The organism is Mucilaginibacter gracilis (genome assembly GCF_003633615.1).
In the GTDB taxonomy this organism is placed as follows: Bacteria; Bacteroidota; Bacteroidia; order Sphingobacteriales; family Sphingobacteriaceae; genus Mucilaginibacter; species Mucilaginibacter gracilis.
The window spans coordinates 6218737-6243823 of record NZ_RBKU01000001.1; the positions used below are offsets into that span (position 1 = coordinate 6218737).

The 25087-nt window shown below is 42.5% G+C and carries 23 protein-coding genes; 8 read left to right on the top strand and 15 right to left on the bottom strand.

What is annotated here, in order from left to right; translation table 11 throughout:
• The first annotated feature begins 75 nt into the window (after positions 1-75).
• A complete protein-coding gene (locus BDD43_RS27755) occupies positions 76-660 on the top strand; it encodes a tetratricopeptide repeat protein (protein ID WP_121201472.1) in 585 nt (194 codons plus the stop codon).
• Between the two features lie 210 nt (positions 661-870).
• Here BDD43_RS27755 and BDD43_RS27760 read toward each other — a convergent pair whose 3' ends face one another.
• A complete protein-coding gene (locus BDD43_RS27760; protein WP_162847184.1) occupies positions 871-2421 on the bottom strand; it encodes a glycoside hydrolase family 43 protein in 1551 nt (516 codons plus the stop codon).
• Positions 2422-2567: 146 nt separating this feature from the next.
• On the opposite strand from BDD43_RS27760, the gene BDD43_RS27765 reads away from it, so the two are divergent.
• The 3 genes from BDD43_RS27765 to BDD43_RS27775 all read left to right on the top strand — a co-directional run bounded on the left by BDD43_RS27765 (position 2568) and on the right by BDD43_RS27775 (position 4837).
• Entirely contained in the window at positions 2568-3185 is a 618-nt protein-coding gene (locus tag BDD43_RS27765) for a hypothetical protein (protein ID WP_121201474.1), read from the top strand.
• Positions 3186-3278: 93 nt separating this feature from the next.
• Entirely contained in the window at positions 3279-4517 is a 1239-nt protein-coding gene (locus BDD43_RS27770) for a multidrug effflux MFS transporter (protein WP_121201475.1), read from the top strand.
• A 5-nt stretch (positions 4518-4522) separates the two neighbouring features.
• Complete coding sequence (locus BDD43_RS27775; protein WP_121201476.1) at positions 4523-4837, top strand: hypothetical protein; 315 nt, start codon at positions 4523-4525, stop codon at positions 4835-4837.
• 5 nt (positions 4838-4842) lie between these two features.
• Here the strand turns inward: BDD43_RS27775 and BDD43_RS27780 are convergent, their stop codons facing one another.
• From BDD43_RS27780 to BDD43_RS27815, 8 genes are all read right to left on the bottom strand, one after another.
• A complete protein-coding gene (locus BDD43_RS27780) occupies positions 4843-6405 on the bottom strand; it encodes a glycoside hydrolase family 28 protein (protein WP_121201477.1) in 1563 nt (520 codons plus the stop codon).
• Positions 6406-6739: 334 nt separating this feature from the next.
• Positions 6740-8686 carry an SPFH domain-containing protein gene (locus BDD43_RS27785; RefSeq protein WP_121201478.1) on the bottom strand — a complete coding sequence of 649 codons (1947 nt, stop codon included), beginning with the start codon at positions 8684-8686 and terminating at the stop codon, positions 6740-6742.
• Between the two features lie 272 nt (positions 8687-8958).
• A complete protein-coding gene (locus BDD43_RS27790; RefSeq protein WP_121201479.1) occupies positions 8959-9471 on the bottom strand; it encodes a hypothetical protein in 513 nt (170 codons plus the stop codon).
• Positions 9468-10004 carry a DUF2911 domain-containing protein gene (locus BDD43_RS27795; protein WP_121201480.1) on the bottom strand — a complete coding sequence of 179 codons (537 nt, stop codon included), beginning with the start codon at positions 10002-10004 and terminating at the stop codon, positions 9468-9470. The genes BDD43_RS27790 and BDD43_RS27795 overlap by 4 nt, the downstream gene beginning before the upstream one ends.
• A gap of 82 nt (positions 10005-10086) precedes the next feature.
• Positions 10087-11103, bottom strand: a complete 1017-nt coding sequence (locus tag BDD43_RS27800; RefSeq protein ID WP_121201481.1) for a Gfo/Idh/MocA family protein — start codon at positions 11101-11103, stop codon at positions 10087-10089.
• Between the two features lie 102 nt (positions 11104-11205).
• Entirely contained in the window at positions 11206-12198 is a 993-nt protein-coding gene (gene mgrA, locus BDD43_RS27805; RefSeq protein WP_121201482.1) for an L-glyceraldehyde 3-phosphate reductase, read from the bottom strand.
• 217 nt (positions 12199-12415) lie between these two features.
• Positions 12416-12622: a helix-turn-helix domain-containing protein gene (locus tag BDD43_RS27810; protein WP_121201483.1), complete on the bottom strand. Its 207-nt coding sequence runs from the start codon at positions 12620-12622 to the stop codon at positions 12416-12418.
• 1 nt (position 12623) lies between these two features.
• Positions 12624-13250 carry a hypothetical protein gene (locus BDD43_RS27815; protein ID WP_121201484.1) on the bottom strand — a complete coding sequence of 209 codons (627 nt, stop codon included), beginning with the start codon at positions 13248-13250 and terminating at the stop codon, positions 12624-12626.
• A gap of 227 nt (positions 13251-13477) precedes the next feature.
• On the opposite strand from BDD43_RS27815, the gene BDD43_RS27820 reads away from it, so the two are divergent.
• The 3 genes from BDD43_RS27820 (at position 13478) to BDD43_RS27835 (ending at position 16145) form a co-directional block, all read left to right on the top strand.
• Complete coding sequence (locus BDD43_RS27820; protein WP_121201485.1) at positions 13478-14338, top strand: sigma-70 family RNA polymerase sigma factor; 861 nt, start codon at positions 13478-13480, stop codon at positions 14336-14338.
• A 332-nt stretch (positions 14339-14670) separates the two neighbouring features.
• Positions 14671-15330 (top strand): ATP-binding cassette domain-containing protein, encoded by a 660-nt coding sequence (locus tag BDD43_RS27830; protein WP_121201487.1) that lies wholly within the window; start codon positions 14671-14673, stop codon positions 15328-15330.
• Positions 15331-15353: 23 nt separating this feature from the next.
• The gene (locus tag BDD43_RS27835) at positions 15354-16145 is read left to right on the top strand and encodes a PhzF family phenazine biosynthesis protein (RefSeq protein WP_121201488.1); all 792 of its coding nucleotides are present in this window, start codon (positions 15354-15356) and stop codon (positions 16143-16145) included.
• Between the two features lie 268 nt (positions 16146-16413).
• Here BDD43_RS27835 and BDD43_RS27840 read toward each other — a convergent pair whose 3' ends face one another.
• Positions 16414-16956 carry a hypothetical protein gene (locus BDD43_RS27840; RefSeq protein WP_147425759.1) on the bottom strand — a complete coding sequence of 181 codons (543 nt, stop codon included), beginning with the start codon at positions 16954-16956 and terminating at the stop codon, positions 16414-16416.
• Positions 16957-16994: 38 nt separating this feature from the next.
• Positions 16995-17633 (bottom strand): NAD(P)-dependent oxidoreductase, encoded by a 639-nt coding sequence (locus BDD43_RS27845; protein WP_121201490.1) that lies wholly within the window; start codon positions 17631-17633, stop codon positions 16995-16997.
• A 277-nt stretch (positions 17634-17910) separates the two neighbouring features.
• Here BDD43_RS27845 and smc point away from each other — a divergent pair, with 277 nt between their 5' ends.
• Positions 17911-21453 (top strand): chromosome segregation protein SMC, encoded by a 3543-nt coding sequence (gene smc / locus BDD43_RS27850; RefSeq protein ID WP_121201491.1) that lies wholly within the window; start codon positions 17911-17913, stop codon positions 21451-21453.
• Positions 21454-21711: 258 nt separating this feature from the next.
• On the opposite strand, the gene BDD43_RS27855 is transcribed toward smc, so the two are convergent.
• The 4 genes from BDD43_RS27855 to BDD43_RS27870 all read right to left on the bottom strand — a co-directional run bounded on the left by BDD43_RS27855 (position 21712) and on the right by BDD43_RS27870 (position 25065).
• Positions 21712-23205, bottom strand: a complete 1494-nt coding sequence (locus BDD43_RS27855) for a S41 family peptidase (RefSeq protein WP_121201492.1) — start codon at positions 23203-23205, stop codon at positions 21712-21714.
• A 105-nt stretch (positions 23206-23310) separates the two neighbouring features.
• Positions 23311-23919 carry an HAD family hydrolase gene (locus BDD43_RS27860; protein ID WP_121201493.1) on the bottom strand — a complete coding sequence of 203 codons (609 nt, stop codon included), beginning with the start codon at positions 23917-23919 and terminating at the stop codon, positions 23311-23313.
• Positions 23919-24398 carry an ATP-grasp domain-containing protein gene (locus BDD43_RS27865; RefSeq protein ID WP_147425760.1) on the bottom strand — a complete coding sequence of 160 codons (480 nt, stop codon included), beginning with the start codon at positions 24396-24398 and terminating at the stop codon, positions 23919-23921. The genes BDD43_RS27860 and BDD43_RS27865 overlap by 1 nt, the downstream gene beginning before the upstream one ends.
• 7 nt (positions 24399-24405) lie before the next feature.
• On the bottom strand, positions 24406-25065 hold the full coding sequence (locus BDD43_RS27870) for an ABC transporter ATP-binding protein (RefSeq protein ID WP_121201495.1): 660 nt from the start codon (positions 25063-25065) through the stop codon (positions 24406-24408).
• Positions 25066-25087 lie beyond the last annotated feature (22 nt).

The window sequence follows — 25087 nt, forward strand, 5'->3', positions numbered from 1 at the left end:
GAGAAATCTTTCTGTTATTATGTGCCCAAATGCCGTTGCTTTGAGTATCTTGGTTTCTATTTATACTATTTTACCATGAAAAAATTAACAATATTTTTGATGTTTTTATTGTGCAGCCCCTTGCTTAAAGCACAGGACGTTTACGATAAATACATTGATTTTAACAAGGCTATTGCGATGGATAACGACAAGGATAAAGCGTTAAGCCTTGCCAACGAAATTTTAACCGGCACCGAAAAACTTCCTGCTAAAACCCAAACCAACTTTTATGCCAAGGTGGCCAAGTTGTATGAAGATAAAAACGAACAAACTAAGGCGATAACCTTTTGGGAAAAAGTACTTGCTGCCGAACCCAATTATTACGTGGCTCACCGCGCCCTGGGCTACCTTTATATACAGCAAAGCAATGCACTGGCAGCCAAAATTAATGCATCCCGAAAAGACCCGCAGGCTTATGCTACCTACACAAGCCAATACCAAAAGATAATTAAAAGCAGTTTGTTCCACCTGGAAAAAGCGCAAGCCTGCGACCCGGACGATACCTCGTTAAACTACATAAAAAAACTGTACCAGCAGCTAAACGACAGTGCCGATTTAAACTCGCTAAGTGCCCGCTTAACAGACATGAGCAAACATTGTGTTGAGTTGCTTACCGATTAGTGTTTGTCTGAACCAGAATTAATAGAATTTTAGAATGGACAGAATCTTTTGTGATGTTTTACATTTGTGCCCTAAATTGGCAAAAACCCGTAACATTTTATGTTATGCTGCACGACTTGTTAAAACAGCAAACAGCCTGCTCCATTGAAACTGGATGTGGCTGATAAGTTAATTGATTAATAACTGTCAATCGGGCTTTCCCAATCATACTCAGTTCAGCCCGTAGTGAAACCAATCAATATCAATAAAGCCGCCGCTTTCGTTGTCGCTGGCGGTGTATATGCCTATTTTTGCAGCTCCATCATTGTCAACGTTGGTTATGCTGTAAGCATCGCCAAAAGCATCATAGTTAACACCATCGGTGCTGTAATAAAATTTAGCAAGGCCGTTGGCATCCCAAATGGCGCGCAGCCATACGTTTGCAATTTCTATTTGAAGGCCTTGTTTGGTTATACCGCCTGCACTAAAATAAATATGCCTTAAATTATCGTTTTGTTTAACACCAAAAATGCCTGTTGTTTTACCAAATAAACACATTGCTGCTATTTGCCCGTCCGTCATGTGGGCAATATCAAACTTAACGGTGGCTATGCTTTGCTCAAGCCGCCAGGGGCGTTGCGTTATTACATTGGGTATTTTTTCTATCACTTCGGGCTGTGGCACTTTGCTTGCGTATAGCCTTAAATATCCCGCCCGCTCCGTTACCGACCATTTTTCGGCATTTGGCTGAAAGCACCACTCCCACTGTGGCGATAAAGTTTTGCTGCTAAAATCATCGCTGGTTTGTATGGGTGTAGCGTTAGGGTCGGTTGCAGGTTTGCGTGCCGTCCATGCCATTTCGCCAATGCCATCCCCGGCAAGGGTTCCGGCAACGGGCCAATCATTAACCCAGGTTACGGGTAGCAAACTTAATTCGCGGCCATCCCAACGTGCCTGGCTATGTTGCGCTATTAAATACCAATCGCCTTTTTCGTTTTGCACCATCGAGGCTTGGTTTGGCTCATGGTCGGCTTTATGCATTAACTGATGATGTTCTGTGTAAGGGCCTGTAACATTTGCAGATCGTTCTGCAAAAAGCACCCTGCCCTCGGCAGTAAGCTCACTGTAAAAGTGGTAATAATAGTTTTTTATTTTGTAAAGTTTGCCTCCGTAAGCGGCTTTGCCTTGCTGTATTACATTGCCTGGCATAGTTATACTTTCGCCATTGTTAGCCATTTTAAACAAATGCACTTTGTAATTGTCGGCAAAATTGGTAGCGGCTAAATAAGCATCACCGGCATCGTTCCACAACGGGCAGGGGCTTCCCCATCCCGGCCCTTTTATCAGTTGAATTAAGGGGCTCCAGGGGCCGCTAATTTTGCCTGCGCTGGTCATAAAAACACCTTCATCAGGGTCGGTAAAGTAAATTAAAAATTCATTATCGTGGTAACGGATAGCACTTGCTGTTATACCCCGGCCTTGTAATTTATCGTAATTATAACTGGCACTTATGCGTGTTATATCGTTAACGGCATGGCCAACTATTTTCCAGTTAACCATATCTTTTGACTGCATGATGAGGATGCCCGGCGATAATTGATTGGTGGCGGATACCAAAAAATAGTCGGACCCTACGCGTATCACATCGGTATCGTGAAAATCCGCCGGAAGTATAGGGTTGGCATATGTACCATTATGTTGATCGCCCCATTTAGCGGTTTGAGCCAAAACGGTACTCACCGACGCGGCAACCAGCAAAATGACGTATAATGCTTTAAACATGAATGAAAAATTAGTAGCGCGATCAGTCTGCATAAAATGAGGTTACAATGCAAATGCTCACAAAAATACCTATTATTTAAATAACATTTTGGTTATTAACCATGCCGATTATTTAGTTAAAATATTACTTTTGATAAAACATATTTATGAAAAAGATTTTTGCCATCTGTGTCCTGTGTATCACATTTGTACAACTTTCGTTGGCCCAGGCAAGCCGTGTTATTGGCCCTGCCGAGAAAAAAATAACTGATAGCATTTGTAACGCTTTGAGCAAACGCGATATATCTAAAATAACTAACAAACAAGAGGCTGTTGCCTTATATACCAGTTGTGTGATGGAACATGCTGACTTACTGCAAGAACTGGCTGATGAACTTAAAGTAGATGTAAACGACCAGGCTGCGATGCAAAAGGTAGGGATGAACATTGCCTTTAACCTAATGAAAGATAAATGCGCTAATTTTATAAAGCTATCTACTTATTTTGCCGAACAAAAAGCTACCGAAGTTTTGAATAATTATTCCACAGGTGTGCTAAAGCGGATTGACAACAAGGGGTTTAATTATATTGTGATAACCGAAAAAGGGGCCGAAAAATCGTTTTTATGGTTAAGGCAATTTGCCGGATCAGAAAAATTTACAAGCGGCTTAGGTACCAATGTTGGTAAACATGTTAAGGTAGAATGGCAGGAAATAGAAGTTTATTTACCCCTGGCCAAAGGTTATTACAAGGTTAAAGAAATTACGGGCATAACTTTAATGTAGGCCAAAGGCCGCCAATTCAACATTCGCTATCCAAAAAAATAGTAGGCCAGGCAAAACTACCTGCTTATCTTTGCGCCAAATTTAAAGCAAGCCTTGGATAGAAAACGATATATTATACTCATACTTATTTTAGGGACGTTATCGGCATTGAGCCCGTTCTCTATTGATATGTACCTACCTGCTTTCCAGGCTATTGCTAAAGATCTGGGAACATCTGTTGAGCATATCCAGCTATCGTTAACCAGCTATTTTATTGGTATTTCGTTGGGGCAATTGCTTTATGGGCCGCTGCTTGATCGTTTTGGCCGCAAAAAGCCTTTGTTTATTGGCCTACTGATTTATATTGTGGCTTCGTTAGGCTGCGCGGTAACAAAATCGGCCAATATGCTCATTTTTATGCGCCTGTTGCAGGCTTTGGGCAGTTGCGCGGGCATGGTTGCCGCCCGCGCCCTGGTGCGGGACCTTTTCCCGGTTGGCGATATTGCGAAGGTATTTTCGCTACTGCTGCTGGTAGTAGCACTTTCGCCAATGGTGGCCCCTACCGTGGGCGGCTACATAAGCGCCTGGTTTGGCTGGCATTGGGTATTTATTATACTCACAACTATTGCTGCATTTATATTTGCCGGCTGCATTTATTGGCTCCCCAATGGCCGCGAGCCTGATAAATTGCTATCGTTAAAGCCAATACCTATTGTTATTAATTTTTACAGTGTATTTAAGCAGCCGCAGTTTTATGTTTATGCAATTACGGGCGGCATAGCATCGGCAAGCCAATATGCTTATTTGTCGGGTTCGTCAAACGTGTTTATTGGTTTTTACCATGTGAGCCAAAAACAATTTGGATGGATATTTGCCTTTATAGCCGCCGGGCTTATTGGCTCCAGCCAGGTTAACAGCGTTTTATTACGCAGTTTTAAAAGCGAACAGGTAATTAAAGTAGCGTTGTTTATACAATGCCTTGTGGGCCTGGCGTTATTTACCGTTACTTTTGAAGGCTGGATTGATAAAACCGGAATGATACTGCTCATTTTTACCTTTTTGTGCTGCCAGGGCTTTATATCGCCCAATGCATCGGCCTTATCGCTAACGCCCTTTGCAAAGCAAGCCGGAAGCGCATCGGCACTGATGGGTTTTTTACAGATGGGTATTGGCTCGGTAGCATCGGCAATGGTAAGTATTTTAAGTTCGGCCTACAACGGCAGTTCGCTCCCAATGACGGGTATTATGGCCGTTTGCCCCTTACTTGGCACAGCACTGCTTTTTACCGGAAGCCGTATTATTAAAAAACAATTTATCCCGGCAAGTGCCGGCCCCTTAATACATTTAGAATAGCCAAAATGAAAGCAAGCCTCATAGCAGCAAAAGTAGCTGTACGATTATTTTTATTTTTAATACTGCTTGCCTTAGTGCCGTTTTTTACCGGCAACACAATGGATACGCAATTGCAAAACATTTACATTACGGCCAGCAATAAATGGGTATTTGCTTACCCTATATTACTGGCCCTGGGTTTTATTGCTTTGCTGGTGCTATGTACCATTAAAAAATACACCAAGCCCGATTTAAATTGGCTGCTTGTTTTAAATACCCTTATACTTATTGCTTATGGCGCTACTATTTACGTGCGCATACTCCATATTATAAACAAATAGTTATGCTATTTTATACTAACAGCATTTTTGGGTGCCCCTGCACCTAATTTAACAGCGTTGGCTACCTTGCTAACATTAGTGCCGCTAACCGTAACGCCTGTAGTTTTTGGCCCTTCGGCTGATATAAATGTAGTTGCCCGGCTATCAAAACCGGCATTGCTAATGTTAATATTGCTTGAGTTATTGAGGGTATAAACCGTTTTATCCGGCGATATGATGTTTACATTTTTCAATGTAATATCGGTAGCTTCGGTTGAGCTAAATGCTTTGGTTGCCGATATGGTTACATCTGTAAAATCTATTTTACTTATGGGCATTTCGGGTAAACCAATAATAGAAATAGCTATTTTGGCACTGTTGCAATATACATTGCTGATGTGAAAATCCTGAAAGTTGGGCGTTTTATCGGTTGCAAGTACGGCAGCTTTTACAGCACCGGGGCCCTTATCCTCATAGTAGCTGCTAAACAAAATGGCCTCGTTCAAAATATCGCGCATATAAATATGGTCGATGTAAACGTTATGCACCAGGCCACCGCGCCCTTCGTTACTTTTTACGCGTATGCCTATATCTGTATTAACAAAATTATTGTTGGTTACCCAGATGTTGTTCATACCGCCATCGGTATTGCTGCCTATTACAAAACCGCCGTGCGCGTGGTAAACAATGTTTTCGGCTATAATTATATTCTCTAAGGCTGCGGCGTTTTTATCTTTTGCTCCGCTGGATTTCATGCAGATACCATCATCGCCGGCGTGTACGGTGCAATGGTAGACTATGGCGTTTTTGCAGGTTGACAGATCAATAGCATCACCATTTTGGGCATAATATTCGTTCTCTATCTTTACGTTGCGGATAATGAGGTTAGTGATACTTTTAGGATTAAAGGCAAAATTTGGCGAGTTTTTAAATGTTGGCCCATCTACCAAAACATTTTTGCTACTGTTTATCACTACCATAATGGGGCGCAAATGGTCGTCGGCCAGGCCCTCTTTGGTGGGGTACCACATATCACCATCCTTGGTTAATACACCTCCCCATTTTACAAGGTCGTTCCATAAGGTTGGTGCAGCTTTGCTTTTCTTTAATGGCCTCCAGGTATCGCCTGCGCCGTCAAAAATACCGCCGCCGGTTATGGCAACGTTTTCCAGTTTTTCGCCATACAGTTGCGGTTTGCCGCGCCCACCGCTAACGGTAAACAACGAATGATCGGCACTAAATATAACCAACGCACCCGTAGCCGCGTGTAAATTGATATTACTTTTTAGCACTATAGGGCCGGTTAACCACAAGCCAGGCGGAATAAGCACCGTACCCCCGCCCGCTACCGAACAGGCATCAATAGCTTTGGCAATAGCATCGGTATTGAGTGCCTGCCCATCGCCCACTGCGCCGTAATCTTTAATGTTAAATGTTTTGTCGGCAAATTTAGGTTCACTTATATTGCCCATTTTAAAAGGAGCGTTGTTAACGTACCACATCATATCGTGTTCTGTAGCTTGTTGCCCCAACGAGGTGGTATAGCAAAAAAGTAAAGCGGCTAAAAATATCAGTCTGTTATTTTTCATAAAGCGGTTGTTTACAATTGGGTATAGGCAGAGCAAAGGTTTACACTGCAAGACAATTGTAAGTAGTTTTTTTGGCAGGATAGATACAGTTTGCGCTATTTATTTACGCAATCGTTCCCGGCAACGATAGTCGGAATTGATAACAACAAATATAAAACTATGTTGTTGCGAGCGATAGCGTATCAATCGCTCGGAAGCCGGGCAGCTATACAGGGCGAACAGACCTCCGTGCGGTTGCTTCGTGCCTCGCGATAATAAAAAACACGTCATTGCTGTAAGATACAAAGCAATGACGTGAAAACTTAAAACCTTTACTTCTGGGAAAAACTTAACCTTATTTTTTATCTGATGACTTATCGTTATCAGTGGCAGGCAGCTTTTTGCTTTCCTTACCAAACTTCTCGGTGTCCATCATTTCCATTAGTTTTAAGCCTAACAAACCGCTTATCGGGCCGTCGGAGCCGTTGTTGCCACCTATCAGCACATCTGGAATAACCTTGATGTGGCCCTTACCAATTTCTTCGGTAATTTTAAACTTGGTAAAGTTATCGCCACCCATTGCCTTAACCTGTAACTCGTAAGCTTCGGCGGTTGATTTACCTATGGCCATAATTTTTTCGGCTTCGGCTAAACCGGTTTTCGAAATCCTTTCGGCTTCGGCAGACGCGTTCAACTTGGTCGATTCGGCCTGTGCACCGGCACGTAAGCGGGTTGCATCAGCTTCGGCTTCGGCGCGCATTTTTGTGGCAGCCGCTTCGGCGTTTACCTGTAATTTTAAGCTGGTAGCCTCACCTTCCGATTTTTTTACCGCAGCATCAGCAGTGCGTTGGGCAATTTCAACACTTTGTTGCGCCTTTACAATTTCTTTTTGTATTTCGGCAATCGCGGTTTCTTTTTCTACGCCCTGGCGTTGTACCTGTGCCATACGTTGTGTTTCGTAAGTTTTTTCCTCTTCTTGCGCTATTTTACGGTCGGTTAAAGTTTTCATCAAAGCCTCTGGTGGCACAATGTCACCAATCAGCGTATCAACTGCATTCACGTTATACTCTTCCAGCACAATGCGGATATGCTCTTTGGCCGATTCCTGCCTTTCCTTACGGGAAGTTAAAAACGATATTACATCGCTATCCTGAGCCGAGTTACGGAAATAGTTACCAATGGTTGGCTCCAGCACTTGCGATACCAGGTTTAACATGCTACCAAAGCGGGCTATAACCTTTGGTGCCTCGTTTGCCGGGATGTGGATAATTTGGGCCACATCCAGGTTAAAAGGGAAACCATCTTTTGAACGTACAGTAATGGTACAAAGGTTTTTATCCAGATTGTGCGATTCGCTGCGGGCATTGGCCCAGTTAAGCACCAGGTTTGTGGTAGGCACCAGTTCCATTTTCATGGTGAAGGTGTTAATTGGATACTTACCGGGGCCCATAGGCTCCATCCACACACCGCGGAAACCCTTGCTTACTATGTTACCGTGTTTAAACGCATCACCGGTCATGTCTTGCCCGTCTTCGCCTATGTATGATATTACCACACCTACATAACCAATAGGTACGTCCGTCATCGGGATCTCTTCTATTTGTACCGCCCATTTATTAACGTTGTACGAACCGGCTAATATAATTTGAGGTTGCAAACCACGGTTACCGCCGTTAATTAAAAAGGCATCAATATCCTGAAAGTTGTTATGCCCTTCCACATTTTTACCGGCTATCTGGCCCATGGTAATGGGCAAACCATCCATCATGGTGATAATACCAACCATATTTTCGTGAATAACGGTCATATCGGCAACGGTAATGGTAAACGCATAGGTGTTGATACGATAAGTACCGGCGGTTATAATAGCCGTTTGCCTACCTTTTTGGCCACCGTTTAACAAAAACTTTTCGCTATCCTGAAAATTATCACAATCAACCTTGCGGCCCAAAATGTTACCTGTAGGTATTTCGGCACCATCCTTTGATAATATAAGGCCAATTTTACCTTGCGGGATAACGGTAAACGCTTCGAGCACAACAACATATTGCCACGGAAACATAAACCAGTACATACCCGGTGCAAGTGTGCGCGCCTGGTAACCGGCTTCGCCTTTTGTGGCAATGATACGGCCATCGGGCAGAGACTTGTCTTCGCCATACAGCACAAATTTTTTGGTAACCAAACCTATCTTGTCTTCGGGCACCATCACCATACCGAAGATGATGCGGAGGATAGTTTTGTAAAATAAAATACATAAAACGGGGATAATAACCCACCAATAAATTGCTACATAATTCATATTCTTATTTGATTTAAGTTGGCACCAAGTACCATATAAACGCGGAATCCGTCAACAAAAATGTCATCAAACCGTCTGCATCACACTTTATTAAAATAAGTGCAATGCAATATTGCGTAGCAAAAAATAAATAAAACTTAAACCATAAAAAAGCCTATAATTACATTATTTGCAATTATAGGCGGTGTGTATTTTTTTATTAAAATTGCCGCAGAGAGGCTTGAGAGGTGGTTTTGATGGAATTTCTGCCCAAAAACAGTATGATGGCGGATTTATTTACTATTCAACTCGTCAGATAGCCAGGCTTGAAGCCCGCCCTCCTGATCCAACTTTATCAGCTTTTCAACCCTTTTATCCCTGATAATGAGCTTATCTTTTTCATATTTGGCAAATAAGGCTTTCATCCCGGCCATGCGGGCACCGGTTTGCGCGCCCAACATATGGCCCTGCAATACAAACCGGGCATATCCGGCCAGATACGTAACCAGCAGGTCATTATTTTTATCACCAAGTTCATTAATCCCTTCAGATGTTTCTACTGTAACATATGGGCACCGTTGTATCCAGGTCATTATAAACGCCGCTACGTCTACCCTTTTCAATCGCTGTTCGTTATAAGGTGTTTGCTCAAACCAACTGACGGCTTTTATCAGATCGGGTTCATATTTTCTAAAATCGGCTTGAGTGTTAAATTCATAGTTTTGCGGCACCTCAAAAGTTTGCGCTTTTGCTAAAGTACACACGCTAAAAAGCAAAACTATTAATAAAAAACACTTGGTTTTCATGCCTTTTTAACCTTAAACGCAACCATAACATCGCCCCAAACAAAGTAAACCTTGCCCGACTTTTTGATATTAAACTTCAATCGCTCCGTAAACTCGGGCGCGGTTCCTGTATTTACGGTTATGCGCAGCGCATCATTAGCCTCGCTATATATGGTGCCCCACTGGTTCCAGGTTTTGTTGAAAATGATAACCCATTTTTTTTCGCCGGGTACCGAGTATAAACTGTATTTGCCGGCAGGTAAACGTTTGCCTTCTATTTTAACATCTTTATCAATTTCAAAAACGGTAGCCTCGTTTGCACCTGTGCGCCAAACTTTGCCGTAAGTTGCAATTTCGTTACCGCCTATGGCGCGCCCTTTTACCCCTGGCGAGCCGTAACTTACTTTTATAGTTATACCCTTACGGGTTGTAACGGTAACACTATCCGGCGGACTTAACCGCTTGGTTTTATCTTCGGGCTTTTTTTGTGCCGAGGCACTAAAAACTATTAATAAACAAGTAACAAGCAGGGCAAATGGTAATAGCTTTTTCATGAGTAATGGCGTTTTAATTAGCAATACAATAATACTAATTATTGTTATCACCAGTTTATTAACCTTATGTCATAATAACGCGTTATGGTTTGGCTGTAAAGGCATCAATCATTTTCATTACAATAACGGCATCATCTATCGAACATAAATTTTCGCCTTCGTTTTTAAAATAGGCTACTACGCGCTCAATCATGGGTTGTTGTATATGTTCGGGGTGCACAAAATCAATTACCTGTATGTCGTCTTCCTCGTCATTGTGCCATATTACGTTTTTACCAAAAAACGGAAAGCTGATGCTGCCATTACTGCCCACAATCATGCACTCATCAATCTGGTCCTCATCATCAACATTAAAACTCCATGAGCCGTTGACGGTAATATTGTTTTCAAACAGGGCCAGGCCGGCAACATGATCGTCGGCGGCGCTTAAACCAGCCTGATTTATTGATATGCCGTGCATGTATTTCGGTTGGCCAAAAAAGTAAAGCATTAAATCCAACTGGTGCGGTGCCAAATCGTGAAAATACCCGCCGCCCGACAAGGCCGGGTCAACGCGCCAGTTTTGCTCGCTATCGGCAATCAATTGCGGCTTGCGGGCCTGCCACATTTTTATCTGCACGGTACGCACATCGCCAATAGCCTTGGTATCTAATAGGTTTTTAACATACAAAAACATAGGCACCGCGCGGCGGTAATGCGCCACACTTAATTTAGCGGTTGATTGTTTAAGCGCATCGGCTATTTCCTGAGCTTCGGCAGCGTTTAAGGTAACGGGCTTCTCTACGTAAACGTTTAAACCCCGCTTTAAAGCTTCAATTGCATAATCTTTGTGCGACGATGGCGGAGTAGCAATGTATATCGAGTTAATTTCGGGGTCGCTCATCAGTTCGGTAGCATCGTTGTACCATTTACCAACATTGTGCCGCTCGGCATAGTCAATTGCCTTAACTGCATCGCGGCGCATAACGGCTATAAGCTCGCTATCGGCCACTTTGTTAAATGCAGGACCGCTTTTCACCTCGGTTACGTTACCGCAACCAATAATTCCCCATTTTATCCCGCTAACCCCCTGAAGGGGAATTTTATTATCCTGATCCATTTTACCCCCTATCCCCCTGAAGGGGAAATATTATTAGTTAGTTTATTTTTTATCTTGATTCTCGATTCTTGATTCTTGATTCTAGCATCTTACTCCTTGATGCTATCCTAAAATCAGTTCTATCCTTTGCAACTCTTCGCTGCTGAATTTGATATTCTCCAGGCATTTTATGGAGTCGAGTAATTGCGCGGGCTTGCTCGCACCAATTAGCACGGTAGTTACACGTTCGTCTTTTAATATCCAGGCTAAGGCCATTTGAGCCAGCGACTGGCCACGTTCAACGGCTATATCATTTAACTGTTTTATTTGCGAGAGCCTTGCTTCGGTAATGTTGTTTTCGGTTAAAAAACCAACACCTTTTGCCACGCGCGAATCGGCAGGGATGCCACCTAAATATTTATTGGTTAACAAGCCCTGTGCCAACGGCGAAAAAGGTATGCAGCCAACTCCGTTTGCGTGTAAAACATCAAGCAAGCCTTCGGTTTCAACCCAGCGCTCAAACATAGAGTATTTGGGCTGATGTATTAAACAAGGTGTACCCAGTTGTTTCAATATACTGATGGCTTCGGCCGCCTCCTTCGGGCGATAGTTAGAAATGCCAACATATAGCGCCTTACCCTGCCTAACAATGAGGTCGAGCGCAGCCATCGTTTCTTCAAGTGGCGTATCTGGGTCGGGCCGGTGGTGATAAAATATATCTACATATTCCAGGCCCATCCGTTTCAGGCTTTGGTCGAGGCTGGAAACCAGGTATTTTTTTGATCCCCATTCCCCATACGGGCCTTCCCACATGTGGTATCCGGCTTTTGTTGAAATGATGAGTTCATCGCGGTAAGCTGCAAAATCTTCTTTCAATATCCTGCCAAAGTTAATTTCGGCCGAACCCGGCGGCGGGCCGTAATTATTAGCCAGGTCAAAATGGGTGATACCGCTATCAAAAGCAGTGTGCAATGTTTTGCGATAGTTATCCATAAGGTCAACATCGCCGAAATTGTGCCACAGGCCCAATGATATAGCCGAAAGTTTAATACCGCTTTTACCGCACCGGCGATAAAGCATATTAGAATATCTGTTTGAAGCTGGCGTATAAGGCATAGGTTATTTATCTGAGGTAAAAATATAAAGAAGATTTAAGAAGCAAGAACCAGGATTCAAGATAAACGGTGCATTATTAAAAATGTACGGAATCTACTTCATAATTCGTTGTACCATATTCGATGTTCATTATCAAGTGCCTTAATTAAAAACATGGTATTCATGGCACCTCTAACACCCTCAATAACTACCAAACCCAATAGCCAATTACAAAACCTTAATCTGCAACATATTCTAATATATCGCCAGGTTGGCAATTGAGTGCCAGGCAAATAGCTTCGAGGGTTTCAAAACGTATGGCTTTGGCCTTGCCGGTTTTTAAAATAGAAAGGTTGGATAGTGTAATGCCTACCTTGGCGCTCAATTCGTTAAGCGACATTTTGCGTTTGGCCATCATTACATCAAGGTTTACTATGATAGCCATATTATATGGTTAAATCCATTTCGTGTTGGTTTTTAACACCGCGCTGGTAAAATGAAATAACCATGCGCAATATCCATATGCTCGTTGTAAAAAAGATAACATTAAAATGGCTGCCAAATTTATAGCCTGCCAAACCGTGTTTACTATTGTTTACCCATTGCATGTTGTAACCGTAATTTAAGCTTTCAAAAATAAGCCAAATTAGGCCGAGGTTACAAAGTACACTTATTTGCTTTAAATGCCTCGGGTTAAAAGGATCGGCAAAATTAAAATTACGTATGATGATTAACACAAACACGCACAGCGCCAGCTTTAATACCGAACCGGCAAAGCTATCGGCTTGTGCAAAGGCGTTATTGTTATCACCATTATTGAGCATTAAAAACTCTACAGGGGTGGTAACCTCAAACTCTACAAGGGCGCTTTGCATGGTATAACTGGCGGGGTATTTTACACCATTAAACATAACCTCGCCATTTGGTTTTTGATTTTCTAACAGCACATATCGCTTTAAGTTAAAGCTGGATGTTAACTGAAACATGATCATTATTACATAAAAAATAACCGTCCAAATAATTGATGATTTTATCAGGCTGGCCGGAAAAAGGAAGCTAAAAAACTTATTCATAAATACTTTACTTAAATAAATAACTGCACAATGGTAAAACAAAATTTTGGTTATCTCAAATTTATTTATTGTTTTACAATAAATATTTATTTCAAATCAAGTAAATTTGTGTTGGGAACTTTTAAATAAAAATTGCGCTGCCGGGCTTGCAAATGTTATTTTTTAACAACATTTTCATACTATTGCACGTTGTAGTAAAAATTACCGAATAGACGTATATTCCATAAATGAGACAACTCAAAATAACCCAATCCATTACTAATCGGGAATCGCAGTCGTTAGACAAGTATCTCCACGAAATAGGAAAGGTTGACCTGATAACTGCCGAAGAGGAAGTAATACTTGCGCAAAAAATAAGAGAGGGCGACCAGGTTGCCCTTGAGCGTTTAACTAAAACCAATTTGCGCTTTGTTGTTTCGGTAGCTAAACAATACCAAAACCAGGGCCTAACCCTTGGCGACCTGATTAACGAAGGTAACCTGGGTTTAATTAAAGCCGCCAAGCGTTTTGACGAAACAAAGGGTTTTAAGTTTATATCGTACGCCGTTTGGTGGATACGCCAATCTATACTACAAGCCATTGCCGAGCAATCGCGCATTGTGCGTTTGCCCCTTAACCAGGTAGGCTCGTTAAGTAAAATAAGCAAAGCTTTCTCAAAACTGGAGCAGGAATACGAGCGCGAACCATCGCCCGAGGAACTGGCCGACATACTGGAAACTACGGTTGAAAAAATATCAGACACGTTAAGCAATTCGGGCCGCCATGTATCAATGGATGCGCCATTTGTTACCGGCGAAGAAAATACGCTGCTGGATGTATTGGATAACCACGAACCCAATACCGATTCGCATTTAATTAACGAATCGCTGGCCGAAGAGATCAGGCGGTCGTTATCATCATTAACCGAGCGTGAGCGCGAAATTGTGGTGTTATTTTTTGGCCTGGGCTCAAACAGCCCTTTCTCGTTAGAAGAAATTGGCGAAAAGTTTAACCTCACCCGCGAGCGCGTAAGGCAGATAAAAGATAAGGCATTGCAACGTTTAAGGCATACCTCGCGCAGTAAAATATTAAAATCGTATTTAGGTTAACATTTCGGGTTTATTGCCTAATTTTAGCATATGTGGGCACACCGGAAATTGATTGTTATATTTTACAGACCGCTGTTTATTGCAAACATTGCCTTTAATTTTATTGCTTTACTCTTCATCCATATTTTTGGATGGGGGCTTGCACTCAATGCCTTATTTATTAAAGCAGCAGGTTATGCTATATTAGTAGGCTACCAATACACGCTATACAACAAAACCTATTTTTACTATCGAAATTCGGGTGTACCGATTAGAAAAATGTATGGCTACACTTTTTTGCTTGATTTTTTGGTTTTTGCATTAGCAACTCTTATTTATTGGATAGCTGCAAAATGAGTTATTCAATTTTAAAATCGGATAGTATAGAGATCGACTTTGATGGCCGCAAAATTTTGCAGGGCGTTTATCTAGAATGCAAACAGGGCGAAGTGCTGGGCTTATTAGGGCGAAACGGTTGTGGCAAATCAACCTTATTAAAAATTATTTTTGGCTCGGTTACGCCATCGCATAAATACGTAAGTATTGATGGTGTGTATGTAAACAAAGGATACACCAACGGCCAAATTGCTTATCTGCCACAGCATCATTATTTACCTACGGGTGTTAAAATAATCAGCTTGGCAAAGCAAATTATTGACCCATTGGTATGGGATGAATTTGCGGCTTACCCTATTTATCAAACTTATTTTAATAAAACGGTAAACGATATATCCGGCGGCGAATGGCGGCAACTGGAAATGTTGATGGTGTTATACAGTAAGGCCAAATTTATTTTGTTGGACGAGCCTTTTACCCACATCTCGCCTATCCAGGTTGAAGAGTTTAAGGGAATTATTACCGCACGGGCAAAAACCCGGGGCATTATAGTAACCGACCATTATTATAGAAACGTGCTGGAAGTTAGCGACAGGCTACTTTTATTAAACAATGGCTACACCCAAATGATAAGCAACCAGGCTGATTTAGTAACTTACGGCTATCTTAGCGTTTAATATTTCGCCACAACATCATCATCATGACTATACCTATTTACCAGGCCGATGCCTTTACCGATACCCTTTTTGGCGGTAACCCGGCGGCTATTTGCCCTTTAACCGAATGGCTGCCTGCCGAAACCATGCAGCAAATAGCTGCCGAAAATAACCTTGCCGAAACCGCCTACTTTGTAAAAACGGATAATGGCTACAGCCTGCGCTGGTTTACCCCCGAACTGGAAATTGACCTTTGCGGCCATGCCACTTTAGCCAGTGCCCACATTTTATTTACCGAGTTGGGTTATGAAGGCGATGTGATTAGTTTTGAAACGCAAAAAGCAGGTGTATTAACCGTAACAAAAGAAGGCGACCGGTACACGCTCGATTTCCCCTCGCGGCCACCACAGCCTATACCCCTACCAATGGATTTGATTAAGGCTCTTGGCGGCAAAATACCCGTTGAGGTATTAAGAGGCCGTGATTATTTTGTGGTTTACGAAACCGAAGAAGATGTGCGCGAGTTAAAACCCGATTTTAACTTGTTAGCCAAAATAGATGCTATTGGCATTATTGTAACCGCCGAAGGCGAAAGCGACAACGTTGATTTTGTATCGCGGTTTTTTGCACCCGCAGCGGGCATTAATGAAGACCCGGTAACCGGATCGGCACATTGTAACCTGATACCTTACTGGGCCGATATGCTGGAGAAGGATGAATTGCATGCCTTCCAGATATCATCCCGAAAAGGCGAGCTTTGGTGTACCAACAAAGGCGACCGTGTGCTGATGAGCGGCAAAGCGGTTACTTATTTAAAAGGTGAGATTTTTGTTTAGGTGAAAGGCGAATGGCAGAAAGGTAAAAGGCGAAAGCTGAAAGGTAAAAGGTGAAAGGAAAAAGGTAAAAGCTGAAAGGTTGTTTCCGCTTGATGCAAAAGCTTTGGGCTTTTAGCTTTTGGCTTTCACCTTTGTAGAATCGGTATTCCAACAATTAAAAGCCGGCAAAACTGAAATAACCTTTGGATCCAGCGAGGCAAGGGCCAACGCCGGTAAAGAAGATTTAACGGCTGCTTTTAACTTAATAAACCCAAGTTAACAGTAATTTTTAATTGTTTTTAAGTTTCAAAATTAAATTATAAACCTCTCTCACGTTCTCAATCAACGTGAGAGACGGTAATTTACTTGCGCCCCTTAAACGAATCCCGTTTCGGCCAAACCAGGTTGTATCCGTATTTAAGGTTATCGTTCCCCAACTATCGTAACGCTCGCTAATTTCGATCTTAGGAATAGAATTTATATCGTAAGACGATACATCTTCTGAGAATATGCCTTCTTCAATTATTATTCTTGTTGCAGTAATTCCATACAGAGTATTTCTTCTCAGGGCACGATCCCAAAAAAGCCGTCCTATGCCTATATATAAACCTATTGTTAAAAAAATTGGAGCTATAAAAAAAGTAATTGGGCTTTTATTTATGTCGAGCAACGCCTTTAAAATGTTATAACACCAAATAATTGAAATTGGTATAAAAATCATGTCCCCAATAGTAAAAACAATTCCGCGCTTGGGGCGGCCTATCCATAAAAAGCTTTCGTTATATGCTAATTCAGTTTTAAATTGTTTCTGGGCTCCCGTGTTTGCATCCACAAGTTTTTTTTGGGGAAAGATACTATTTTCCGCACATATCAATACCCTACAGTAAACTGTTTTTTAATAAACTGCGGGTTTTCAACCTCATTTAAAATAGCAACGGCAAAGTCTTCCATTGATATATGGCTTTTGCCTTGTTCATCAACCAATAATTGCGTTGTACCTGTACGGAAATTGCCTGTACGTTCGCCTGGAACTATTTCGGCGGACGGGCTGGCGACTGTCCAGTCGAGTTCGTTTTCATTTTGCCAGGCTTTAAGTGCTTCGCGGTGGGCCTCGGCTACCGGCTTGTATTCGGCTGGAAAGTTAGGCGTATCAACTACCGCAATACCGGGCGAAGCTTCTAAACTACCCGCACCGCCAACTATAACAAGGCGTTTTACGTTAGCTTGCTTTAGCCCGTTACTTAACGATAAAACCAATTCAACAATGCTTGATGGGGCTGCGCCATGCGTAGGGCTGTAAGCACTTACAACGGCATCGTGGTTAAACACGGCACCCTCCACACTTTGCGATTCAAAAATATCGCCCCTGGCAACCGTAAGGCGTTCATGTATCAGGGTATAAGTTTCGGGTTTACGCGCTATGGCGGTAACATGATGCCCACGGTTAAGTGCTTCGGTAACTATACGGCTGCCTATGCGCCCGGCGGCTCCAAATATTGCTATTTTCATGGTAAATTGGGTTAATTATGTTGTTAAACACTAAATAACTTTGCAACGTAAAAGTTTTATTTAATTAAATAAAAGCATTTCGCTAATTTCAAAACCTGATATATAGTAGTGTCATTGCGAGCGATAATACAACAATAAAACTATGTAATTGCGAGTGGTAGCGTGGCAACCGCACGAAGAACGGCGAACTATACAGGGCGAATATTGCTTCCTTGTGTTTGCTTCGTTTCCCGCAATTACAAATTTATGATTTTGAGATACCGGGTTTAAATACATAATGCAGCTTACACGTTTAGAAGTTAAGGGTTTTAAGAGTTTTGGGGATAAAATAACCATCAATTTTAATGAGGGCATAACAGCCATTGTTGGCCCTAATGGTTGTGGAAAATCAAACGTGGTTGATGCCATTCGTTGGGTATTAGGCGAGCAGAGCACCCGTGCGCTGCGGTCGGAAAAAATGGAGAATGTGATATTTAACGGGAGCAAAAGCCGTAAACCGGGTAACCTTGCCGAAGTATCACTTACGTTTGATAACACCAAAAACATATTGCCTACCGAGTTTTCGCAGGTTACGTTAACGCGCAAGCTTTACCGCACCGGCGAGAGCGAATACCGGCTTAACGATGTGCAATGCCGCTTAAAAGATATAACCGATTTGTTTTTAGATACCGGTGTAGGCTCGGATTCGTACTCCATCATTGAGTTGAAAATGATTGAGGAGATCATCTCTAATAAAGAAAACTCGCGCCGCACTTTGTTTGAAGAAGCATCGGGCATATCCAAATACAAGCTTCGCAAAAAGCAAACCCTCAACAAACTTAAAGAAACCGAAGCCGACCTTGAACGGGTTGAGGACCTGCTATTTGAGATTGAAAAAAACCTAAAAACCTTAGAGAACCAGGCTAAAAAAACCGAACGCTATTACCGTTTAAAAGAGCAGTATAAAACGTTAAGTATTATGCTGGCCTCGTTCCGCATTGTATCCTTTAGCGATTCGCTGAAAAAGATAGAGGATCTGGAGCAGAAACAAACGATAGAAAAATCGGCCATAGTAACCCATATTGATACCCTGGAAGCCGGTTTACAGCAGCAAAAGCTGGACAGCCTTACCAAAGAAAAAAACCTGGCCACGCAGCAAAAGGCCACTAACGAATACGTAGCAAAAATTAAGGCTTACGAGAGCGAGAAAAAGATAAAGAACGAGCAGTTAAAATTTCAGAAAGATAAAGAGGCGCGTTTAAGCGATGAGTTGGAAAAAGACACCAACCAGCTTAACCACGTACTTTACAATATTAAGCGCCTGTCCGAAGAGCGTTTGCAGGAGGATGAAAAACTTGAAACGCTGAGAGAAAACCTTGCCGAACTAAAAAGCGTTGTTGACGAGTACCGCCAGGGCCAATTGGGCGCCAAAGCCGAACTTGACGAAATAGGCAATATTAACAACAGGCTGCAAAACCAGATATACAAGGCCGAGAAAGACCTAGACATTTTACAAATACAGCAGCAGGCCTTAGAGCAGGAGAGCCAGCGCAACATGGCCGATGCCGATAATAAAGAAGCCGAACTAAGCAGTTTTAACGATGCCATTGCCGAGCTTGAAACCCGTACCGCAACACTGGAACAAGAGCACCAGGCCGCTATAGACTTTGAACGTAGTCTTGCAGAAAAACTGCGCGAAACCGAGGCCAACCTTAGCACCACTAAAGACACCTTAACCCAAGAGGGCCGTAAACTTGATGCCAAACAAAACGAATACAACCTTACCAAAAGTATGGTTGATAACCTGGAAGGCTTCCCCGAATCGATACGGTTTTTAAAGAAAAACAGCGATTGGGCACGTAATGCTCCGCTATTTAGCGATGTTTTATTTTGCCGCGAAGATTACCGCGTTGCCATTGAAAACTACCTTGAGCCGTTAATGAACCACTATGTGGTTGAAAATTATGATGAAGCGATAAGCGCCATTAACCTGCTCAGTAAATCGGCAAGGGGGCGCGCGCAATTTTTTATACTGAGCAATTACCCTGCTGATGGCAGGCCCGAAGCATTTAACCGGCCCGATAACTGGATACCTGCATTAGATGTTATTGAGGTAGATAACCGCTACTATCCGCTTTGTGCGCACCTGCTTAAAAACGTTTACCTGGTAAACGACCAGGCCGAAACCGAACTCAACAACCAGCTATTGCCGCAAGGCATTGCCTTGCTGGGTATGAGCGGCAAGTTCAGCAAATCAACCTTTACCATGTCGGGCGGTTCGGTAGGGTTGTTTGAGGGTAAGCGTATTGGCCGGGCAAAAAACCTGGAGATACTGGCTAAAGAAATTAAAACCCACGAAGGCAAAATAGCGCAATACAAAAGCCAGATTAATGAGCTGCAAGTACAGTTAACAACCTTGCGGGCATCGGGCAAAACTGCCGAAATTAACCAAAAGCAACAGCAGCTAAACCAGTTAAACACGCAATTAATAACCGTAAAAACGCGCCGCGAACAGTACCAAACTTTTATTGAAAGCAGCCGCAACCGCAAGCAGGATATAGCGCAAAAAATAGATAGCATACTTGCCGATAAGGAAAAGTTATTACCTACCGTTGCCGAACTAAAATTGCAAAAGCTGGAGCAAAGCGAATTGCTTGCCGAAAAACAGGAGGCTTTTGCCGAACTATCCGAACATTTATCTGTACAATCGGCGCGGTATAACCAGGAGAATATAGCCTTTCACCAGCAACAAAACAGGGTAGCCGGATTGGCTAAAGACCTTGACTACCGTGAAATACAGCAGGAAAATTTAGACCAGCGTATTAAACAAAACAAAGCCGAATTGGATGTGGTAAAAGCTGCCATTATGGATAACATGAAGCAGAGCGACCACTCGGACGATGACCTGCTTGAAATGTATGGCCAGCGTGAAGAACTGGAAAAGGCGGCACAAACAGCCGAACAAGAATACTACGCTTTTCGCGAAAAGATAACGTTTGCCGAAAACGAGATCAGCAATTTGAGGCGCAATAAAGATAACGCCGAGGCTATTGAAAATAAACTAAAAGACGAAAAGAACAACCTTAAACTGGAACTAAACGCTTTAAAAGAAAGACTATCGGTTGAGTTTAGTGTTGATATAGAAGATTTGCTTGAAACAGAAGTACCTGAGGACGAAAATGAAAGTGGCCTGCGCGAAAAAACCGAAAAGCTAAAAAAACAACTGGACGAGTTTGGCCCCATTAACCCTATGGCTGTTGAAGCCTACCAGGAAATGAGCGAACGCTATCAGTTTATACAGACACAAAAAAAGGATTTAAGCGAAGCCAAGTTTTCGTTACTTGCAACTATACAGGAGATTGACGACACGGCTAAAGAAAAATTTATGCTGGCCTTTACAATGGTTCGCGAAAACTTTATTAAAGTATTCCGGTCGTTATTTAACGAAGAGGATTCGTGCGATTTGATATTGAGCGACCCCAATAATCCGCTCGAATCAGACATTGATATTATTGCCAAGCCTAAAGGTAAAAGGCCATTGTCTATCAACCAACTGTCGGGCGGCGAAAAAACGCTTACGGCTACAGCCATCCTATTTTCGCTCTACCTGCTAAAACCTGCTCCCTTCTGTATTTTTGATGAGGTTGACGCCCCGCTTGACGATACCAATATTGATAAGTTTAACAACATTATCCGCAAGTTTTCAAAGGAATCGCAGTTCATCATCGTATCGCACAACAAACGCACCATTGCCAGCACCGATATTATTTACGGCGTAACCATGGTTGAGCAGGGTATATCACGCGTAGTGCCGGTAGATATGCGCGAACTGGCAGATTAAAGCCGCGTTGCGGCTCGATGTGCAGATGAGTAAATATGCAGGTGTGCAAATGGAGAGAAGATTTGACAACTTTTAAAAAGTTGTCAAATCTAAACAAGGCTCAATGTGCAGGTGTGCAAATGAAATGATGAGATATAAAAATTCTTCAGTATTTATTCATTCACACATTGAAATTATGTGTACACATCAAAATCATTTGCACATTTACTCATCCGCACATCAAAATCATTTACTCATCTGCACATCCGCACATTGAAATTAATGTCTTCGCCTTGCTTTAAATCTATCCTTAAATAACATTCCGGTAAAGGCATTATGGTCTTTAATTTTACTGTTTAGCTCGGCTTGTTGGGCAACAGATAGTGTGGGTACGCCGTTAGTGCTTTCTATTTGCTTATCGGGTATTGAAAAGGTGCCTACATTAATGTATGATAACGAGCGGGCCAGCAAGTTTTCGGTAGGGTCACCAAAGTCGTGAGCAACATCATCTGCCGAATAATAGCCGGGGTAATCGGTTGAGCCGGCCGTCATGCCCGAATAATAGCCACCCTGGCCAGCCGAGTTTTTGGTTTCAAATTCGGACAAATACAACTCGTAGGTATCAATTGGGATATAAAAAAAGCCAACCGGTTTACCGTATGATGTGGTACCAACCAGTTTAACATTCATGTGCGGGCGCAAATTATTAATGGTAAGCTCGCTTGCCGATGCCGTGCGGCCGGTTATAATAAAAATTACGTTCCCGGTAATGTTGAGCGTTTTTTGTTTAGAAAAATAGGATGTATTGTTAGCTATCGTAAAATCATCCTTAGCAAAACCCAGGTTAGTTAACAAGGGATAATTGTTGGCTTGCAGTTTATTATTATAATAAGCCGTGTACATTGGGCTGCCGCTTAAGCTGGCAGGTGCAATAAGGTTATCTAAATATTCGGCTGTTTCAACAAAGCCGCCGCCGTTGTAACGCAGGTCAACCACTAAATCGGTTATATTTTGGGCAATAAAGTAATTAAAGGCAGCATCTAAGGGAGCCTTGGCATTAGTTTTTAAATCGGTAAAGGTTGATAACACAAGGTAACCTACCTTTTTGCCGTTTGAGGTGGTATAAACCGAATCTTTCATAACCGGGTTAGCCGTATAACTTGCAGCAGTAACTGTAGCGGTGTAAGTTGTACCGTTACTACGCTGCAAAGTCATGGTGATACTATTTGCAGATAACGCCCTGTTTATATAATTGATATTGGTTGAGTTTGTATCTAATTTGGGTACGCCCACTATATTTGTAATAAGTTCGCCGCGATGGAGGCCTGCGTTTGCTGCTGGCGACCCCGGATTAACATACCGCACGCGCAAATCGGTATTAGAAAGGGGGCCAAAAACCGGGAAAAAGCCAAAGTCGGCATTATTACCGCCCAATATGGTTGATGTTTGTCCCTGATCTATAAATGAATATTTTGACTCGCCCGGATACGATCTATTATACTCATACGGTTTACCGGTAACCGGGTTTATTTTGTATTGCGAAAGTGCATCAACCTCCTTTTGCAGTGCAGCTAAATCGCTGCTTGCGGTAAAGCCGCGGGGGTTAAAAGCATCGGTTGTTGGCAGGGCATCGTACCATAAATAATCTTCCCTGGCATACATGTAAACAGAATCCTTCACCAAATCAATCGATGGTGTTTCGGTATGGTGTTTGCACGATGTTGTTGCCAGGGCTGTTAGGGCTACAAAAAGCAAGTAAAAGTTTTTTTTCATAAGTGGTTATCAGGGCGGTAATTAATAATAGCTAACGCAAAAATTATCGCCTTAGTTTATTTGGTAAGATAATAATTTTCAGCGTATTGCCAGCGGGGTAAGCGCTTATAATATTAACAAATTTACAAAATCAACACCGCTTGCTTCGGCGCAAAGCTTATCTGTTTGGCTATTACCAACCATTACAATATCGCGGCGCTCCAGGTTATGCTGTTTTAAAATATAGTGCAGTGCATCGGGCTCGGGCTTGGCCTTAATCTCATCAGCAAAGTAGCAAACCAGGTACTGCTCAAGGCCATGCCATTCGGTTTGTTTTATTTTATTGAGTTGCTGCAGCGGGTTACCGTTGGTTAAAATAAATAGCTGTTTCCTGTCAACCACAATATCCTGCAAAAGGCTTAACGCCTGCTGGTATAATAAAAGTTTTAAAGGCAGGCGCGCCGTTTGGTGCAGCAAATCAAAATTATAACGGTATTGGCCGTCAACATTAAAGCGCTGCTGCACGCGGTTAAATACGTATTCGGCACCTTCGGTCTCAAAAGTTTGGGTCATTAATTTGGTAAGTACCTGCGCATCAAGCATTTCTTTATATTCTAAAAAACTGGCAAACAGGTAATATACCTGTAACAGGTAATCCTTTTCGGGATAAAGCACATTATCCAATTCAAATACAAACGCTTTTTTCCGTTTGTCAATATCAGCGTAAGTAAGCATTAATCGGCAGTAAAAATTATATAGTTTTCGTTATTCACTTTAAAAACTCCGTTTGTAGTTTTATTGTGCAACAAGGCAACGGCATTTAAAAAATCGCCTACTACAACACGGCCACTTTCTAAAATAACAATATCGCCTGTAAGGGTTTGCGGGGGTGGGTTGTTATCAATAAGCTCTGTAGAGGGAATGATGAGCGTAATATCAAACTCCTCAAACAGTTGCCTTGCCTGGGCAAGTGGCAATAACTCGTCGCGCCGGAGGGCGTAAACCTTACTTATTTGCTTATCCAAACAAAGCGAAAGCATTTGGTGCACAAAGGCCGCCGACCGTGGATTTGGGGTTTTAACCATTCTACCGGCTGTTACCATCAACTCCGGAATGTCCTGGTAATCGCCGAGTATCACATCGTCTGGTCCTAAAATTTTTTTCAACTGTTGCGCCTGCGCCGAATTTGCCGCCGTAATTAATGCATTCATCATACCCTCCTTATAAATTTTCAACCATCAACCCATCTTTCATTAGTATTTTACGGTCAGAGAGGTCAGAAAGTTCTTCATTATGGGTAACAATTATAAATGTTTGGTTAAACTCGCGGCGCAGGTCAATAAACAACTGGTGCAATTCGCGCGCGTTGGTAGAATCGAGATTGCCCGACGGCTCATCGGCTAAAATTAAAGCTGGATTGTTGATGAGTGCCCTGGCCACCGCTACCCGTTGCTGCTCGCCGCCCGATAACTGGCCGGGTTTATGATCGGCCCGGGCAGAAAGCCCCAATATGCCCAGCAAATATTTAGCGCGTTTTTCGGTTTCGGTTTTTGACTGGCCGCCTATAAACGCCGGGATACAAACGTTTTCGATAGCCGAAAACTCGCCCAGTAAATGATGAAACTGAAATATAAAGCCGATATGTTTGTTACGAAATGCACTGAGCTGAGACTTGCTTAACGCACTAACATCCTGATCTTTAATTACCACAGAGCCCGAATCGGCTTTATCAAGCGTACCAATAATATTAAGCAGCGAACTTTTACCTGCCCCGGAGGCACCTACAATGCTTACAATTTCTCCACGGTTAACCGCAATATCAACCCCTTTTAGTATTTGCAACGTACCGTATGCTTTATTAATAGATGTGGCTTTGAGCATATTGCAAAGTACTTATTAAATG